We start from the raw sequence: 16,337 nt of genomic DNA, 5'->3' as shown, positions 1-16,337 counted from the left end.
TTATTTAGCACATAAAAAAGCGACTTTAAAAGTCGCTTTTTTAATTCATATTTACTATGAATTACTGTGGCCAGCAGCCTAAAGTCACTCTATCATTTCCACCATAATCTTTCACTGTTCGCACTTGTTTATAACCAGCTTGTCTAAACAAATGTTGAACTGCATCTGCTTGATCATAGCCATGTTCAAGAACAACCCAACCATTTACAGTTAAATGTTTTTTCGCTTGAACAATAATTTCTTCAATATCTGCTAAACCATTTTTAGCCGAAACTAAAGCACGTTCTGGTTCTGTAGCTAAATCCTTCATATGTGCATCATTGGCATCAATATAAGGAGGATTTGATGCAATCACATCAAAAAATTGACGTCCAAATGGTTTTAACCACGAACCCAATACAAACTCAACATTTTCAATGTCGTGTTCTTCTGCATTAAATTTCGCAACTTCTAACGTTGGCTCATAAATATCTGAAGCCACAAGTTTCCATTCAGAACGTTCAGAAGCAAGCGATAATGCAATTGCGCCTGTTCCTGTACCTAAATCTGCAACTCGAGCATCTTCAGGTAAATCCAGTTTTAAAACAGTTTCAACTAAAACTTCCGTATCTGGACGTGGTACTAAAGTATCTTTCGTTACTTTTAAGTCTAAAGTCCAAAATGGCTGAGACCCCGTTACATAAGCTAAAGGCTCGCCTGCTGCAATTCGCTCAAGCGCAGATGTATATGCTTTTTCTTGCTCAGCTGTTAGCTCTTGTGCCTTTTTCATGACCAAGTCAAATGAATCAATTTTTGTGATGTGTTCAAGCAACCAAGCATTTTCTTGGCGCTCGTAACTTTCTGGTTCACCACGTAAGGCTAAAGCCTGTCCAATATTCACTTAACCACCATTCTGTTGAGCTAGCATTGCAAGCTGATCTGCTTGATATTCACGATGTAAACTATCTAAAAGTTCTGTTAAATCACCTTCCATTACAGCATCTAACTTATATAAAGTTAAATTAATACGATGATCTGTCATACGACCTTGGGAATAGTTATAAGTACGAATACGCTCTGAACGATCACCTGAACCTACTAAATCACGGCGCATTTCAGAAGTTGCAGCATCAGCAACAGCACGTTTGGCATTCTCTAAACGTGATACTAACAAAGCCATCGCTTTGGCTTTATTTTTATGCTGAGAACGTTGATCCTGACATTCCACCACTGTACCTGTTGGTAAATGGGTAATACGAACAGCAGAGTCTGTTTTGTTAATATGCTGACCACCAGCACCCGAAGCACGGTAAGTATCAATACGCAATTCAGATGGGTTAATTTCAACAGTAGTATCAACATCAATTTCAGGCAAAATAGCGACTGTACATGCAGATGTATGAACACGACCTTGCGATTCTGTCGCAGGAACACGTTGTACACGATGCGCGCCACTTTCAAACTTTAAACGACCATAAACACCTTCACCATTAATCAGGCAAATGATTTCTTTATAACCGCCATGTTCACCATGGTTTTCAGATAAAACTTCTAAACTCCAACCTTGAGATTCCGCATATTTACTATACATACGGTATAAATCGCCTGAGAAAATAGCAGCTTCATCACCACCTGTTCCAGCACGAACTTCCAAATACGCAGAGTTTGCATCATTTGGATCTTTTGGAATCATTAAGATATTTAAATCTTCTTCAAGCTGACTAATAATCGCTTTATTTTCTTGAATCTCTTCTTGCGCCATTTCCTTAAAATCAGGATCGGCTAGCATTTCACTTGCGGTAACAATATCTTTTTCCGCTTGCGTATATTTTTTCCAAACATTGGTAATTTCTGTTAAGTCATTATGCTCGCGTGACAAATTTCGGAAACGTTTATTATCCGAAATAACTTCAACATCAACCAGTAACGCCTCTAACTCTTCATGACGGTCACAAAGCTGATCTAATCGTAAACGTAACGATTCTTTCATTTTTTTAAATATCTCAATACAAAAGCCACAACTTGTTTTTATAACAAGATCGGCATAATAAAAATTGCGCTTAGTTTAACGATTCTTTGATGTAAATGACATATTTAACTTGTATATAAGCAAAGTATGTATCTATACATAATGAAATGCTTATTCTGAAAAAATCTTTACTTTAATAAAATAATTGTAGAATTTTTTACGCTTTAAACTTCATTATTAATCACCTTTTTCCAACTTGCTTACTTCTTAATCGCATTTCTTCATATTTACTTCACCTTTCACGTGCTAATTAACAAAGCGCAACAATGTAGAAACTAAACTGCTTAAAAGCACTCGCATCTCTTCATATTGTGAAGTAATCCCTTTGCTAAATTACTCATCAAGATAAATATTCAAATCCATAAGGATACGGAGATACCATGAAACTTAATGCAATTTTATTAAGCGCAACTTTTGCAGCTTCTTCAATGTTTGCAATGACAGCACAAGCAGATAGTACAACTCGTGTTGCAGCTGCAAGTGCATTAGGTAGTGTCGCAGGTACGGCAATTGGTAAAAATATGGGTGGTAACACAGGCGCAACGCTTGGCGCAGCTTTAGGCGGTGCTGGTGGTGCTGCAGTAGCAAGTGATCGACGTAACCGTACAGAATCTGCAATTGGTGGTGCTTTAGGTGGCGGTGCTGGTTATACCGTTGGTAAAAGCATGGGCGGTACAAATGGCGGCTATGTTGGTTCTGCTCTAGGTGCAGCGGGTGGCGCAGCTTTAGGTAATAAAATTTCTAAAGACAAACAATACTCAAGTTCAAAAAACAGCAAATGGAAAAAACATAACCGTAAGCGTCGTTAATTTTACCTTTTGATTTAGACAGTTCTCCATTAGCACCCTCGGGTGCTTTTTTTTATTTCTGAAATTAAAGTAACTTAAGACAAATTAAGGAGAAATATAAAGTATTTTTTAACAATTAAACACTGTGTTTGCAGTTCTCTCCATCATTTTCCCGTAGTCATTTATTACATTATTCTTAATCGATAAATAATGCTTCGTATGGAGTAAACTCATGAAAATTCAGTCAATCTTAATCGCAAGTGTAATTGCAACGTCAGCAATAACAATGTCAAACGCACAAGCAGACAATAACACTCGTGTTGCAATAAGTTCTGGTTTAGGCGGTCTTGTTGGTGCAGCAATTGGCAACCACATGGGTGGACAAACTGGTGCAATGATTGGCTCCGCGATTGGTGGTGGCGCAGGTGCTGCTGCATCTTCTAGTAAACGCGACCGCAATGGTGCAATTATTGGTGGTGCTTTAGGTGGTGCAGGTGGTTATACTGTTGGTAAAAGTATGGGTGGTACAAATGGTGGTTATATTGGTGCAGCAGCAGGTTCTGCAGGTGGATCAGTTTTAGGTAAAAAAGTAAGTGAAGATCGTCGCTATGATGACCGCTATGATCGTCGTGACAATAATTACAAATACAACGATTACCGCTATAACGACCGTAAATATCGTAAAGACAATGGTCGCCATAACGGTTGGTATAAAAACGGAAATCGCTAATTCATTTATAAAGCATCTTCGGATGCTTTTTTTATTTAGTTACAGCTAAAAACAATATATCGTTTTTTTTCGATATACAAACCTCTTTTCACACCGTATGATGAAGTCAGTTTCTCTTTTTGGAATACATCATGCGTTCATTGCAAGATATTAAATTTTCTATTCTTGAACTTGTTCCCGTTCGTGATGATAAGTCAGTTCAATTCTCTTTACATCATGCATTAGAACTTGCACAACATGCTGAAAAGCTTGGTTATGAAAGACTTTGGCTTGCGGAACACCACAATATGGATGGCATTGCAAGTTCAGCAACTGCCGTTTTGCTCGGATATCTTCTTGCGAACACTTCAACTTTAAAAGTCGGTTCTGGCGGCATTATGCTACCTAATCATGCCCCCCTTGTAGTTGCAGAACAATTTGGTACTTTGCAAACTTTATATCCAAACCGAATAGAACTTGGTTTAGGTCGTGCACCTGGTACAGATCAAGTGACTATGCGAGCATTAAGACGTGGTCGCCAAGAAACCGAAGATCAATTCCCACAAGATGTTTTAGAAATTCTTAGCTATTTTAAAGAAGCTCAACCAAATCAACGTATTGTTGCTACACCAGGTCAAAATACAAATGTGCCTGTTTGGCTTTTAGGCTCAAGTTTGTTTAGCGCGCAACTTGCTGCACGTTTAGGACTTCCCTATTCATTTGCATCTCACTTTGCCCCACGCATGCTAGGTCAAGCGATACAACTATATAGAGACAATTTCCAACCTTCTGAATATTTAGATAAACCTTATGTTTCTATGGGTATTCCAACTGTTGTTGCTCAAACAGATGAAGAAGCAAACTATTTAGCAACTAGTGCATATCAACGTGTATTAGGCTTATTACGTGGTCAAAGTTTAAAACTTAAAGCACCTGTTGAGAGTATGAATGGCTTATGGTCTGTTTCTGAAAAAATGTCAGTCGATAACTTTTATGCGATGGCACAAATTGGCAGCATAGAAACTGTAAAAGCTGGCTTAGAAAAAATCTTGGCGCAATATAATGTTGATGAATTTATCTTTACTTGTGATATTTATGACACAGACAAAAGATTAGAAAATTTCGAGCATCTTATCCATCTAAAAAATCAATAGAACGTCATTTCTCTACAAGGCTTATGAAAAAACATAAGCCTTTGTTTTTTTCATGCTTATATCCTATTAAAAAAAAAGAATTTCCGAATGCGTCAAATCATTGTATAAATATTAATCAAAACCAAAATTCAAAAAATAATGATTCTAGGGGAATTGGCATGGCATACAAAAGTCAGCGAGAAATATTGTCGTCTTTTCAAAACCAACAGGAAGATTTTTTAGACTTTCAAGCTCCAATAATTTCATCTAAAGATATTGTAAATTACTGTTTTGACCAGCTGAATGTTGCAATTATTGGCACCGATCAACATACAGTTTCACATTTAGAAAATATTTCACTCTCTGCAAATCATGTAAAAGTTTTTCAAATTACACCTCGTTATATTTTACCTAAAACAGATAAAGGCATTAATCGCTTAATTAGTCACCCTCTTCTAATTAAAAATCGTCGCTTATTTAACAATAGAGTTAAAACATTATTGTCATTACGCTTTTTAGAATCTCAAGTAACAGCACCTTGGTTAAGAAATTTACTTACACCTAATAGCGCCAATTTGCCTAAAGTATTTCTAAAATCGGATAGTTATTATGCTGCTTTACAACGTGAAAATTGTGTTTTAAGCGCATGGTCTATTCAAAAAATTTCATCATCAAACATACAAAGCATTGACGGTATAAGCTTTTCAGCCGATTTAATCATCACTACTTTTAATGAAAATTAAAATTTTCTGAGCAAAACTCAATTTTTATTATATTTTTTTGTGATTATTTACTCATTATTTCTAATAAAAAAGAGCCAATACTTGGCTCTTTTTTTAAATACAACAACTGTTTTAACTAATGCGACGTTTTAATCCAGTCATCTGAAGCACACGTGTAGAAATTTCTTCAATAGACATTTCAGATACATTTAAATATTTAATACCTTCTGAAATATAAATGCCTTCAATTGCACGAAGTTCCATTTGGCATTGGCTGAAACTTGCATAACGACTATTCGCCTTACGCTCTGAACGTATTGCTACCAAACGCTCTGCATCAATCATTAAACCAAAAAGCTTATGTTTATGCTCTTTTAAAACGGCTGGTAAACGGTTGTCATCGAGGTCTTCTTCCGTTAAAGGATAGTTCGCTACACGTATACCAAATTGTAATGACAAGTAAATTGATGTTGGTGTTTTACCCGAACGAGACACCCCAATTAAAATCAAATCTGCCTTATCGTAATGACGTGTTCTAGCGCCATCATCGTTATCTAAAGCAAAATGAACAGCATCAATACGAGATTTATAAGACTCTGAATCTGTTACAGCATGTGTTTGCCCGACTAAAGTTGTAGGTTCTGTGCCTAACTCATCAGACAATTTACTAATAAGACCTTCAAAAACATCAAGATTTATAGCATCTGCAGTATTAATAATGTCTCGAACATACGGGTCTACTAATGTATCGAACACCAAAGGCTTTTGACCATCTCTTTTTGCACATTCATTAATTTCAGCAACGACATTTGTTGCCGATTCTTCTGAACTAATATAAGGAATAATATGTATGTCAAAATTAACATGCGGAAACTGCGCTAATAGTGAGTGTCCAAGTGTTTCAGCGGTAATTGCTGTACCATCTGAAACAAAGAAAACACTACGCTTAATTTTTTTTTCTTCCGACATTAAAATTCTCCCGAAACATTTGTCTTAGTGCTATTAAATCTTTATAGTAAGCCATCTTACATGACTGTAGCTTAGTTCAACCAAATTACTAAGTATTTTGTTATAATCTCATGCCAAGATAGTGATTAATACTGCAAAAGTGGAGTAACAACTTTGGAAGCGCGCGTAATTGGTCTAGAAAAATTAGGGAAACATGACGTTGAGCTAGTTGGTGGGAAAAACTCATCATTAGGCGAAATGATCAGCCACCTATCTAACGCTGGTGTATCTGTCCCTGGTGGTTTTGCAACTACAGCTTCGGCGTATCGTGAATTTCTCGAGCAAAGTGGCCTAAACGCTAAAATTAATGCAGAGCTTGCAGCACTCAATGTTGAGGATGTAATTGCTCTTGCAGAAACAGGCGCAAAAATTCGTCAATGGATTGTCGACACTCCTCTGACAGCTGAACTTGAAAAAGAAGTTCGTACTGCCTTTGAAGCGCTTTCAAATGGTAATCCTGACATTGCAGTTGCGGTACGCTCTTCTGCAACAGCGGAAGATTTACCAGATGCATCGTTTGCAGGTCAGCAAGAAACATTCCTAAACATTCGCGGTATCGACAACGTACTTATCGCAATTAAAGAAGTTTTCGCATCGTTATATAACGATCGCGCTATTTCTTACCGTGTACACCAAAACTTTGCACACGATGTTGTTGCATTGTCTGCGGGTATTCAGCGTATGGTTCGCTCTGAAACTGGTGCTGCTGGTGTAATGTTTACACTAGATACTGAATCTGGTTTCCGTGATGCTGTATTTATTACAGCTTCTTACGGTTTGGGTGAAATGGTTGTTCAAGGTGCAGTTAACCCTGACGAATTCTATATTTCTAAACCGCTTTTAAATGCAGGTAAACACGCAATTCTTCGTCGTAATTTGGGTTCTAAACACCAAAAGATGATTTATAGCGATGATGCTTCTGCAGGCAAATCAGTTTCTATCGTTGATGTTGAAAAAGCAGATCGTCAACAATTTGCGTTAAATGACCACGAACTACAAGAACTTGCTAAGCAAGCTCTTATTATCGAAAACCATTACGGTGCTCCAATGGACATCGAATGGGCTAAAGATGGCGATGACGGTGAAATCTACATCGTTCAAGCACGTCCTGAAACTGTAAAAAGCCGTGAAAATGTCGGCACAATGGAACGCTACCTATTAAAACAAAAAGGTACTGTTCTTTGTGAAGGTCGTTCAATTGGTCAACGTATCGGTTCTGGTAAAGTTCGCATTGTTACTGACATTAAAGAAATGGATAAAGTACAAGACGGTGACGTTCTTGTATCTGACATGACAGATCCAGATTGGGAACCAGTAATGAAACGCGCTGCTGCGATTATCACAAACCGTGGTGGTCGTACTTGTCATGCTGCAATTATTGCACGTGAACTTGGCGTTCCTGCAATTGTTGGTTGTGGCAATGCAACTGAAATTTTGACAGATGGTCAAGAAGTTACAGTTTCATGTGCTGAAGGTGATACAGGCTTTATTTACGAAGGCGCTTTAGACTTCGAAATTCAACGCAACTCTGTTGAATCTATGCCACCTCTTCCATTCAAAGTAATGATGAACGTTGGCAACCCAGATCGCGCATTCTCATTTGCTCAAATTCCAAACGCAGGTATTGGTCTTGCTCGTTTAGAGTTCATTATCAACCGTATGATTGGTGTGCATCCTAAAGCATTACTAAACATTGAAAGCTTACCTCGCGAAACTCGTGCTGCCGTAATGGCGCGTACTGCGGGTTACTCGTCTCCTATCGATTTCTATGTAGAGAAATTAGTAGAAGGTATTTCAACGCTTGCTGCTGCATTTGCTGATAAACCAGTAATTGTTCGTATGTCTGACTTTAAGTCAAACGAATACGCAAACTTAATTGGCGGTAAGTTATACGAACCTGAAGAAGAAAACCCAATGCTTGGTTTCCGTGGTGCTAGCCGCTACGTTTCAGATAACTTCCGTGACTGCTTCGAACTTGAATGCCGTGCATTGAAAAAAGCACGTGATGAAATGGGTCTTACAAACATCCAAATCATGATTCCTTTCGTACGCACAGTTGCTGAAGCTAAACGCGTAATTGAGTTATTAGCACTTAATGGCTTAAAACGTGGCGAAAATGGTCTTAAAGTGATCATGATGTGTGAGCTTCCAACGAACGCATTATTGGCTGAACAATTCCTTGAACACTTCGATGGTTTCTCTATCGGTTCAAACGACTTAACTCAATTAACTCTTGGTTTAGACCGTGACTCAGGTATTGTTTCTCACCTATTTGATGAGCGTGATGCTGCTGTGAAAGTACTTCTTTCTATGGCTATTCAAGCATGTCGTAAAGCTGGAAAATACGTAGGTATTTGTGGTCAAGGCCCATCAGACCATCCTGATCTAGCAAAATGGTTAATGGAACAAGGTATTGACTCTGTTTCTTTAAACCCAGACTCAGTGCTTGAAACTTGGTTCTTCTTATCTGAGAAAGAAAAAGCTCAACAAGCATAAGAATCTGTGTTAAAAAAAGACCCTAATTAGGGTCTTTTTTCATTTATACTCTTAGCACGTTTTTGAGATTTAAAATTTATGCAGATTTATTTGGCACGAAATAATCAACAAGCTGGTCCATATACTGTTGAACAAATTAATCAAATGCTCACGAGCCAACAAATTCTACTTACGGATTTAGCTTGGCACGAAGGTATGGTTGAATGGAAAGCATTGGGCGAACTCACACAAGGTAAACTTGTGTACGAACCTGCTGGTTATATAGCACCACCATCTGTACCAAATTTTGATAAAACACAACAAACTTATCAAAACCCAAGTATTCACAATATTAGCGTGAATAAAAAAATTGAGCCTGAACTTGCATCAATTGGTTCACGTGCATTGGCTAAAGGCTTAGATATTCTACTTTGGATTCCTGCTGCAGTTATCCCTTCATTTTTCTTAAACCAAACTCAGTTCACTGCGCTCACTGAAATTCAGCAGAAAATGCAGGCCGCTACAACTTCAGAACAAGCACTCAGAGTTCAATCTGAATTATTTCAACTCATTCCAAATGAAGCTTGGATTGCTGTTGGTATTTACATTGTTAGCATGCTCGCAATTCAAGCAATTTTATTGGCTAAACATGGTCAAAGTATTGGTAAGCGTTTAGCAAAGATTAAAATTGTAGATGTAAACTCAAATGAAAAGGTTTCATTAATGCGTGGATTCACTTTACGCAGTGTTTTGTTTATTTTACCAACGTTTTATTTACTACCGTTCTTCTCTATTATCGACTATGCGTTTAGTTTCAACAAAAATCGTCAAACTTTGCATGACAAACTCGCTAAAACCAAAGTCGTAAAGCAATAAGTTACCGAAAACACACAAGGGCATAATAATGTCCTTGTTACCCTTCATTGCCTTGATATTTCAAATAAAAATTTATAAATATAATTAATTCCGACTAACAAAATTGGTTTTTATTACAGTCATTTAAAGCACCTTTAGATATAGCTTAGTTCATAGATATAAGGCATAATGCCCTACAACGTAGCGGTGTCCAATGATTTAAAGTATTTTTAGTTTAATTTGAACATTAAGGCTTGAATACATCAGACACTTTAATCGCTATCCCATATTTAATTAGGGAATGGGACTCTTCACCGAGGTTGTAAAATGAGACAAACGACATTAGCTGTATTGTCTTTATCAATGATGGCCGCACTGTTAACAGGTTGCGGTGGTGATCTAGTACTTCTAAACTCAAAAGGTCCAGTAGCAGCAGGTCAAAGTAGCCTGATGATGACTGCGATTTACCTAATGTTATTGGTGGTAATCCCATCAATCATTATGGCTTTGTGGTTTGGTTGGAAATATCGCGCGTCAAATAAAGATGCAGACTATAAACCTACATGGGCACACTCTACTGCAATTGAAATTGTAGTTTGGGGTATTCCTGTGATTATTATTGGTATTCTAGCGGTTCTAACTTGGGTTGGTTCACACAAGTACGATCCATACAAACCACTTGAATCTGATAAAGCGCCATTAACTGTTCAAGTTATTGCAGAACAATTCAAATGGATCTTCATCTATCCAGAGCAAAGCATTGCGACTGTAAACGAATTACGTTTCCCGGAAAAAACTCCTGTAAACCTTCGTTTAACATCTAACTTTACAATGAACTCTTTCTTCATTCCTGCGCTAAGTGGTCAAATCTACGCAATGGCGGGCATGCAGACTCATCTTCATTTATTATCAGATGAAACAAGTCCTGCTGAAGGATATCGTGGTTTCTCTTCTAACTATTCTGGCTATGGCTTCTCACAAATGCGCTTCCGTGCACATGCTGTGACTGATGCTCAATTTGCTGAATGGGTTGCAAGTGTTAAAGCAGGTAAAGGTAATTCAGTAAATCCAGAAGCAGTTCAAAAAACTGTTTTAGACAAAGCTGAATTTGCTACTTTACGTGACGGTAACCGCTCTGCGCACCAAATCAAAGTGATGAATGAAACTGCAAGAACTGACTTAGAGAAGAAACTTGCTGCGACTGCTAAAGCAGAAGGTCCTTATCCGACTAAGCCACACCCTGTGACTTACTATTCTTCTGTTGAGCAAGGTTTGTTTGAATCTGTGATCAATACTTATATGTCAAACTACCATGGCGCTGATCATTCAGCTTCTGAAGCACATGCAACTGCTTCTCAAGGGGAATAACACATGAGCTTATTAGGTAAGTTAGGTCCTGATGCAATTCCACACGATCCAATCGTGTTGGTGACAGTTGCATTAATGATTTTAGGTGGTATTGCTGTAGTTGGCGGTATTACTTATTTCAAAAAATGGTCTTACTTGTGGAACGAATGGTTCACATCTGTAGATCATAAAAAAATCGGTATCATGTATCTTTTCGTATCTATCATCATGCTACTTCGTGGCTTTGCTGATGCGATTATGATGCGTCTTCAACTATTCCTTGCAAAAGGTGGTGGTGAAGGTTATTTACACCCAGAACATTACGATCAAATCTTCACAGCTCATGGCGTGATCATGATTTTCTTCGTTGCAATGGGTCTTGTTGTTGGTCTAATGAACATCTCGGTACCACTTCAAATTGGTGCTCGTGACGTTGCATTCCCATTATTAAACTCTTTAAGCTTCTGGTTATTCGCCGGTGCTGCTGGCTTAATGATGGTGTCTCTTGCTCTTGGTGAGTTCGCTGCAACTGGTTGGATGGCTTATCCTCCATTGTCAGGTATCGAGTACTCTCCTGGCGTAGGTATGGACTACTACATCTGGGCATTACAGGTTTCTGGTCTTGGTACGTTGTTAACTGGTGTTAACTTCTTTGTTACCATTATCAAAATGCGTGCGCCTGGCATGGGTCTTATGGATATGCCGATTTTCACGTGGACATCTTTATGTACTGCTGTGTTAATCATTGCATCATTCCCTGTGTTAACTGCAACAATTGCAATGTTAACGCTTGACCGTTACTTCGATTTCCACTTCTTCACAAACGACTTAGGCGGTAGCCCAATGTTGTACGTGAACTTGATTTGGACTTGGGGTCACCCAGAAGTTTATATCTTAGTATTACCTGCTTTTGGTATTTACTCAGAAGTTGTATCTACATTCTGTCGCAAGACTTTGTTTGGATACAAATCAATGGTGTATGCAACGATCGCGATTACAATTCTTGCGTTCGTGGTATGGGTTCACCATTTCTTTACTATGGGTGCTGGTGCCAACGTTAACGCGTTCTTCGGTATCATGACTATGGTCATTGCGATTCCTACAGGTGTGAAAATCTTCTCTTGGTTATTCACAATGTATAAGGGTCGTATTACGTATACAACACCAATGCTTTGGACACTTGGCTTCCTTGTGACTTTCGGTATCGGTGGTTTGACTGGTGTATTAATGGCTGTTCCGCCTGCGGACTTCCTTGTACACAACTCTTTATTCCTTATCGCTCACTTCCATAACGTAATTATTGGTGGTGTTGTGTTCGCTATGTTCGCGGGTATCATTTTCTACTGGCCAAAAATGTTTGGTTGGAGATTAAATGAAACTTGGGGTAAAGCATCTTTCTGGTTCTGGTTCTTCGGTTTCTACTTTGCATTCATGCCACTTTATATCCTTGGTTTCATGGGTATGACTCGTCGTTTGAATACATATGACAACCCTGAATGGGATCCGTACTTAGCTATCGCTTTATTTGGTTCAGTACTAATCTTAATTGGTATTCTGTGCTTCGTTATGCAAATTGTTGTTGGTTTCTTACAACGCAATCAACGTATCGACTATACAGGCGATGCTTGGGATGGTCGTACGCTTGAATGGGCTACTTCTTCTCCTGCTCCGTTCTATAACTTTGCTCACCTTCCAAAAATCAATGGTATTGATACTTTCTGGACTGACAAAGAAAACGGTGTTGCATACGTTAAACCAACTCAATACGAAGACATTCATATGCCAACTAACCGTGCCGCTGGTATTGTTATTGGTCTAATCATCACATTAATGGGCTTTGCTTTAATCTGGCACATTTGGTGGTTAGCTATTGTTTCCTTCGTTGCTGCAATCGTGAGTTTCATTGTTTCTTCATTCACGAAGAAAGTTGACTACTACGTTCCTGCTGCTGAAGTTGAACGTATTGAAAACGAACGCTATGCGATTCTTGAAAAACATTTGAAGAAGGACTAAGACAATGGCTGACGTACTTCATCACGAAAATCACGGACACGATGAGCATCATCACCACGATGATACAGACATCACTGTCTTTGGTTTTTGGACATACTTGATGAGTGACTTGATCCTTTTCGGAACACTCTTCATTGCATTCGCTGTTTTAAGTAGCCATATCCCTGTTGGCACTCCAAGCGCAAAAGATTTGTTTGGCGATTCTTTAAGCTTCGTTTTAACTGAAACTTTTGCTCTTTTAATCTCTTCAGTAACGTTTGGTTTTGCTGTTCTTGCAGCATACAAAAAAGACGTTGCTAAAGTATTAACTTGGTTAGCTGTAACTTGGGTATTTGGTGCTATCTTCATCGGTATGGAACTTTATGAATTTCAGCATTTAGTTCACGCTGGTCATGGTCCAAGCACTTCTGCATTCTTATCTGCGTTCTTTACGCTGGTAGGTACGCATGGTATCCACGTAACCTCAGGTTTAGTTTGGATGATCGTGTTAATGGTTCAAATCAAGAAATATGGTTTGACACTTGCAAACACTCGTCGTCTTGCTTGCCTAAGCTTATTCTGGCATTTCCTTGATATCGTTTGGATTTGTGTATTCAGCGTAGTTTACTTATTAGGAGTACTATAATGAGTCACGAACATAACGCTGCAGGTGCTGCACACGGTAACGTTAAGCAATATACAATTGGTTTTATTCTTTCAGTTATCCTTACCATTATTCCTTTTGGTATGGTAATGGCTGGCGGATTTAGCCGTGGTTTATTGGTTGCCGTTATTGCAATTACTGCTATTGCACAAGTACTGATTCAATTAGTTTACTTCTTGCACATGAACTCATCTTCAGAGCAACGTTGGAACGTAATTGCATTTGTTTATACAATTGTTTGTATCGCCGTGCTTTTAATTGGTTCTGTATGGATCATGAACTACTTACACCTCAACATGATGATCTAAACTGGTCGTCATGCTGAAAAAGTATTTATTCCTGACTAAGCCAGGAATTCTCTTTGGTAACTTCGTTACCACTTTGGGCGGCTTCTTTTTAGCCGCCCAAGGTTCTGTAGATTTCCTTCTCCTACTCATCACCCTCATTGGTACAACACTTGTTGTTGCCTCTGGATGTGTGATCAATAACGTTATTGATCAAGACATAGATCAAAAAATGCAACGCACTCAAAATCGTGCGCTTGTCATTAAAGCCATTTCTGTTCCTGTCGCACTCGCGTTTGCCTTTGCTTTAGGTCTATTTGGTTTTAGCATTTTATGGTTTGCTGTAAATGCCTATGCCTTTTTATTTGCTGTTATTGGTTTTGTAGTTTATGTATGTTTTTACAGTCTTTGGACAAAAAGAACGACAATTCATCAAACTGTAGTTGGAAGTATTTCTGGTGCAAGCCCTCCTGTTATAGGCTATACGGCTGTTGTAGCACAATTTGACGTTGGTGCCTTAATTCTATTTATAGGATATGCACTCTGGCAAATGCCTCATTCATGGGGAATTGCAATTTACCGTTTTGATGACTACAAAAATGCAGGTATTCCAATTTTACCTGTAGCACGCACAATCTTACGCACAAAAATCGAATCTTTGATTTATGTCGTATTGTTTACAATTGCAATGAATCTTATCTTTGTATTTGGCTATGCAAATTGGATTTACTTTGTAATATTAAATGCACTTTGCATTTACTGGTTGTATATTGCGGTTATTGGCTTCAAAGCACAAAATGATCAATTATGGGCAAAACGCTTTTTCCTATTTTCGGTTATTTTAATTACTGTTTTAAGTATTAGCTTTAGCTTTACTTCAATTACACCAACTACAAATTTTGTACTTTTTTAAAAGATAGAGCTCTCCTCTATCTTTTATTAGAGTTTTCCATTTTTAAATATAAAAACTATATCTTCCACTCAATATTAATTTTCCTAATTGCATTTGTAGTTTATTTCACGCAATTCCTTGTAATTTCCACTTAAAAGCACTAAAATCACGCTTCGCATTTTTTTGCGACACAACTTCGGTTGTGACTCCTTGCCTTTAACTTTTGTTACAGGCTGTATAATCCGTAAGGAGCTGACAATGCGTCACTACGAAATCGTACTTTTAGTACATCCTGATCAAAGCGATCAAGTAGTGGGTATGGTAGAACGTTACCTAACTCACATCAAAGAAGCTGAAGGTCAAATTCACCGTCTTGAAGATTGGGGCCGTCGTCAATTGGCTTACCCAATTAACAAAATTCACAAAGCGCACTACATTCTTATGAACGTTGAATGTGGTCAAACTACGCTTGATGAATTAGAAGAGTTGTTCCGTTACAACGATGCAATCCTTCGTAATCTTATCATCCGTCGTGAAAACGCTATCACTGAAGAGTCGTTATTGGCTAAGAGTGCTGAAGAAAAACGTGCGCGTAAAGCTCAACGTGAAGAAGCACAACACGCTAACCAAGACTCTGCTGAAGCTTAAGGAGAACATAACATGGCACGTTTTTACCGTCGTCGCAAGTTCTGCCGCTTTACAGCTGAGAACGTTACGTACATCGATTACAAAGACATCGATACTTTAAAACAGTACATCACTGAAAACGGCAAAATTGTTCCTAGCCGTATTACAGGTACTAAAGCTCGTTACCAACGTCAATTGGCGCTTGCTATTAAACAAGCTCGCTACTTGTCTTTGATCCCTTACACTGACAATCATAAGTGAGGTTGAGCTGTGGATATTATTTTATTACAACGCGTTAAAAACCTTGGTAAATTAGGCGATAAAGTATCAGTTAAAGCTGGTTACGGCCGTAACTTCCTTATCCCTCAAGGTATTGCAGTTGCTGCAACAGAATCAAACACTGCTGCTTTTGAAGCTCGTCGCGCTGAACTTGAGAAACAAGAAGCTGAAGTATTAGCTGCTGCTCAAGCACGTGCTGACCAATTGAACGAAGTAAATATCGTAATCACTGCGAAAGCTGGTGACGAAGGTAAATTATTCGGTTCAATCGGTACTCGTGACATCGCTGATGCGTTAACGAATGCTGGTCTTTCTGTAGACCGCGCTGAAGTTCGTTTACCAAACGGTGCGCTTCGTCATACTGGCGAATTCAACATCGCAATCCAATTGCATCATGATGTTGTTGCTGAAGTTCTCGTTACTATCGTATCTGAGTAATTTTCTGCAAAGAAAAAGAGCATGCATTCGCATGCTCTTTTTTTATCTTTAAAAATACCCTTCTCTACTCTTATTAATATTTCACGTTATTTGCTTCGAGAAATATTCAAATTCAA

At 38.3% G+C, this 16,337-nt stretch carries 17 protein-coding genes; 14 read left to right on the top strand and 3 right to left on the bottom strand.

Features of this window, described 5'->3' with window-relative positions:
- Positions 1–61: 61 nt before the first annotated feature.
- Together prmC and prfA are read right to left on the bottom strand one after the other, a co-directional pair.
- Positions 62–880: a peptide chain release factor N(5)-glutamine methyltransferase gene (gene prmC / locus MZO21_RS05770; RefSeq protein ID WP_171501348.1), complete on the bottom strand. Its 819-nt coding sequence runs from the start codon at positions 878–880 to the stop codon at positions 62–64.
- Positions 881–1,969 carry a peptide chain release factor 1 gene (prfA, locus tag MZO21_RS05765; RefSeq protein ID WP_154773472.1) on the bottom strand — a complete coding sequence of 363 codons (1,089 nt, stop codon included), beginning with the start codon at positions 1,967–1,969 and terminating at the stop codon, positions 881–883.
- A gap of 419 nt (positions 1,970–2,388) precedes the next feature.
- Between prfA and MZO21_RS05760 the strand changes: the two genes are divergently transcribed.
- From MZO21_RS05760 to MZO21_RS05745, 4 genes are all read left to right on the top strand, one after another.
- Positions 2,389–2,817, top strand: coding sequence for a glycine zipper domain-containing protein (locus MZO21_RS05760; RefSeq protein ID WP_154773471.1), 429 nt, complete (start codon positions 2,389–2,391; stop codon positions 2,815–2,817).
- A gap of 211 nt (positions 2,818–3,028) precedes the next feature.
- Positions 3,029–3,526: a hypothetical protein gene (locus tag MZO21_RS05755; protein WP_154773470.1), complete on the top strand. Its 498-nt coding sequence runs from the start codon at positions 3,029–3,031 to the stop codon at positions 3,524–3,526.
- Between the two features lie 131 nt (positions 3,527–3,657).
- Complete coding sequence (locus tag MZO21_RS05750) at positions 3,658–4,659, top strand: LLM class flavin-dependent oxidoreductase (protein ID WP_248103442.1); 1,002 nt, start codon at positions 3,658–3,660, stop codon at positions 4,657–4,659.
- 158 nt (positions 4,660–4,817) lie between these two features.
- Complete coding sequence (locus MZO21_RS05745) at positions 4,818–5,381, top strand: flavoprotein (protein ID WP_154773468.1); 564 nt, start codon at positions 4,818–4,820, stop codon at positions 5,379–5,381.
- 111 nt (positions 5,382–5,492) lie between these two features.
- Here MZO21_RS05745 and ppsR read toward each other — a convergent pair whose 3' ends face one another.
- On the bottom strand, positions 5,493–6,329 hold the full coding sequence (gene ppsR, locus MZO21_RS05740) for a posphoenolpyruvate synthetase regulatory kinase/phosphorylase PpsR (protein WP_154773467.1): 837 nt from the start codon (positions 6,327–6,329) through the stop codon (positions 5,493–5,495).
- Positions 6,330–6,482: 153 nt separating this feature from the next.
- Here ppsR and ppsA point away from each other — a divergent pair, with 153 nt between their 5' ends.
- The 10 genes from ppsA (at position 6,483) to rplI (ending at position 16,221) form a co-directional block, all read left to right on the top strand.
- Positions 6,483–8,864, top strand: coding sequence for a phosphoenolpyruvate synthase (ppsA, locus tag MZO21_RS05735; protein ID WP_154773466.1), 2,382 nt, complete (start codon positions 6,483–6,485; stop codon positions 8,862–8,864).
- Between the two features lie 78 nt (positions 8,865–8,942).
- On the top strand, positions 8,943–9,719 hold the full coding sequence (locus tag MZO21_RS05730) for an RDD family protein (protein WP_154773465.1): 777 nt from the start codon (positions 8,943–8,945) through the stop codon (positions 9,717–9,719).
- A gap of 306 nt (positions 9,720–10,025) precedes the next feature.
- Complete coding sequence (cyoA, locus tag MZO21_RS05725) at positions 10,026–11,066, top strand: ubiquinol oxidase subunit II (protein WP_154773464.1); 1,041 nt, start codon at positions 10,026–10,028, stop codon at positions 11,064–11,066.
- Between the two features lie 3 nt (positions 11,067–11,069).
- The gene (cyoB, locus tag MZO21_RS05720; RefSeq protein WP_154773463.1) at positions 11,070–13,058 is read left to right on the top strand and encodes a cytochrome o ubiquinol oxidase subunit I; all 1,989 of its coding nucleotides are present in this window, start codon (positions 11,070–11,072) and stop codon (positions 13,056–13,058) included.
- A 4-nt stretch (positions 13,059–13,062) separates the two neighbouring features.
- Positions 13,063–13,683 (top strand): cytochrome o ubiquinol oxidase subunit III, encoded by a 621-nt coding sequence (cyoC, locus tag MZO21_RS05715; protein WP_154773462.1) that lies wholly within the window; start codon positions 13,063–13,065, stop codon positions 13,681–13,683.
- Positions 13,680–14,009: a cytochrome o ubiquinol oxidase subunit IV gene (cyoD, locus tag MZO21_RS05710; protein WP_171501349.1), complete on the top strand. Its 330-nt coding sequence runs from the start codon at positions 13,680–13,682 to the stop codon at positions 14,007–14,009. Before cyoC ends, cyoD begins: the two co-directional genes overlap by 4 nt.
- Positions 14,010–14,019: 10 nt before the next feature.
- Complete coding sequence (gene cyoE / locus MZO21_RS05705) at positions 14,020–14,898, top strand: heme o synthase (protein ID WP_154773460.1); 879 nt, start codon at positions 14,020–14,022, stop codon at positions 14,896–14,898.
- 237 nt (positions 14,899–15,135) lie between these two features.
- On the top strand, positions 15,136–15,525 hold the full coding sequence (rpsF, locus tag MZO21_RS05700) for a 30S ribosomal protein S6 (protein ID WP_154773459.1): 390 nt from the start codon (positions 15,136–15,138) through the stop codon (positions 15,523–15,525).
- Between the two features lie 12 nt (positions 15,526–15,537).
- Positions 15,538–15,765: a 30S ribosomal protein S18 gene (rpsR, locus tag MZO21_RS05695; RefSeq protein WP_004278792.1), complete on the top strand. Its 228-nt coding sequence runs from the start codon at positions 15,538–15,540 to the stop codon at positions 15,763–15,765.
- 9 nt (positions 15,766–15,774) lie between these two features.
- Positions 15,775–16,221, top strand: a complete 447-nt coding sequence (gene rplI / locus MZO21_RS05690; protein ID WP_171501347.1) for a 50S ribosomal protein L9 — start codon at positions 15,775–15,777, stop codon at positions 16,219–16,221.
- Positions 16,222–16,337 lie beyond the last annotated feature (116 nt).

It is taken from the genome of Acinetobacter portensis (assembly GCF_023158935.1).
Lineage (GTDB): Bacteria > Pseudomonadota > Gammaproteobacteria > Pseudomonadales > Moraxellaceae > Acinetobacter > Acinetobacter faecalis.
The sequence above is the reverse complement of the archived record's forward strand: the minus strand, read 5'-3'. Positions and strand labels throughout refer to the sequence as shown.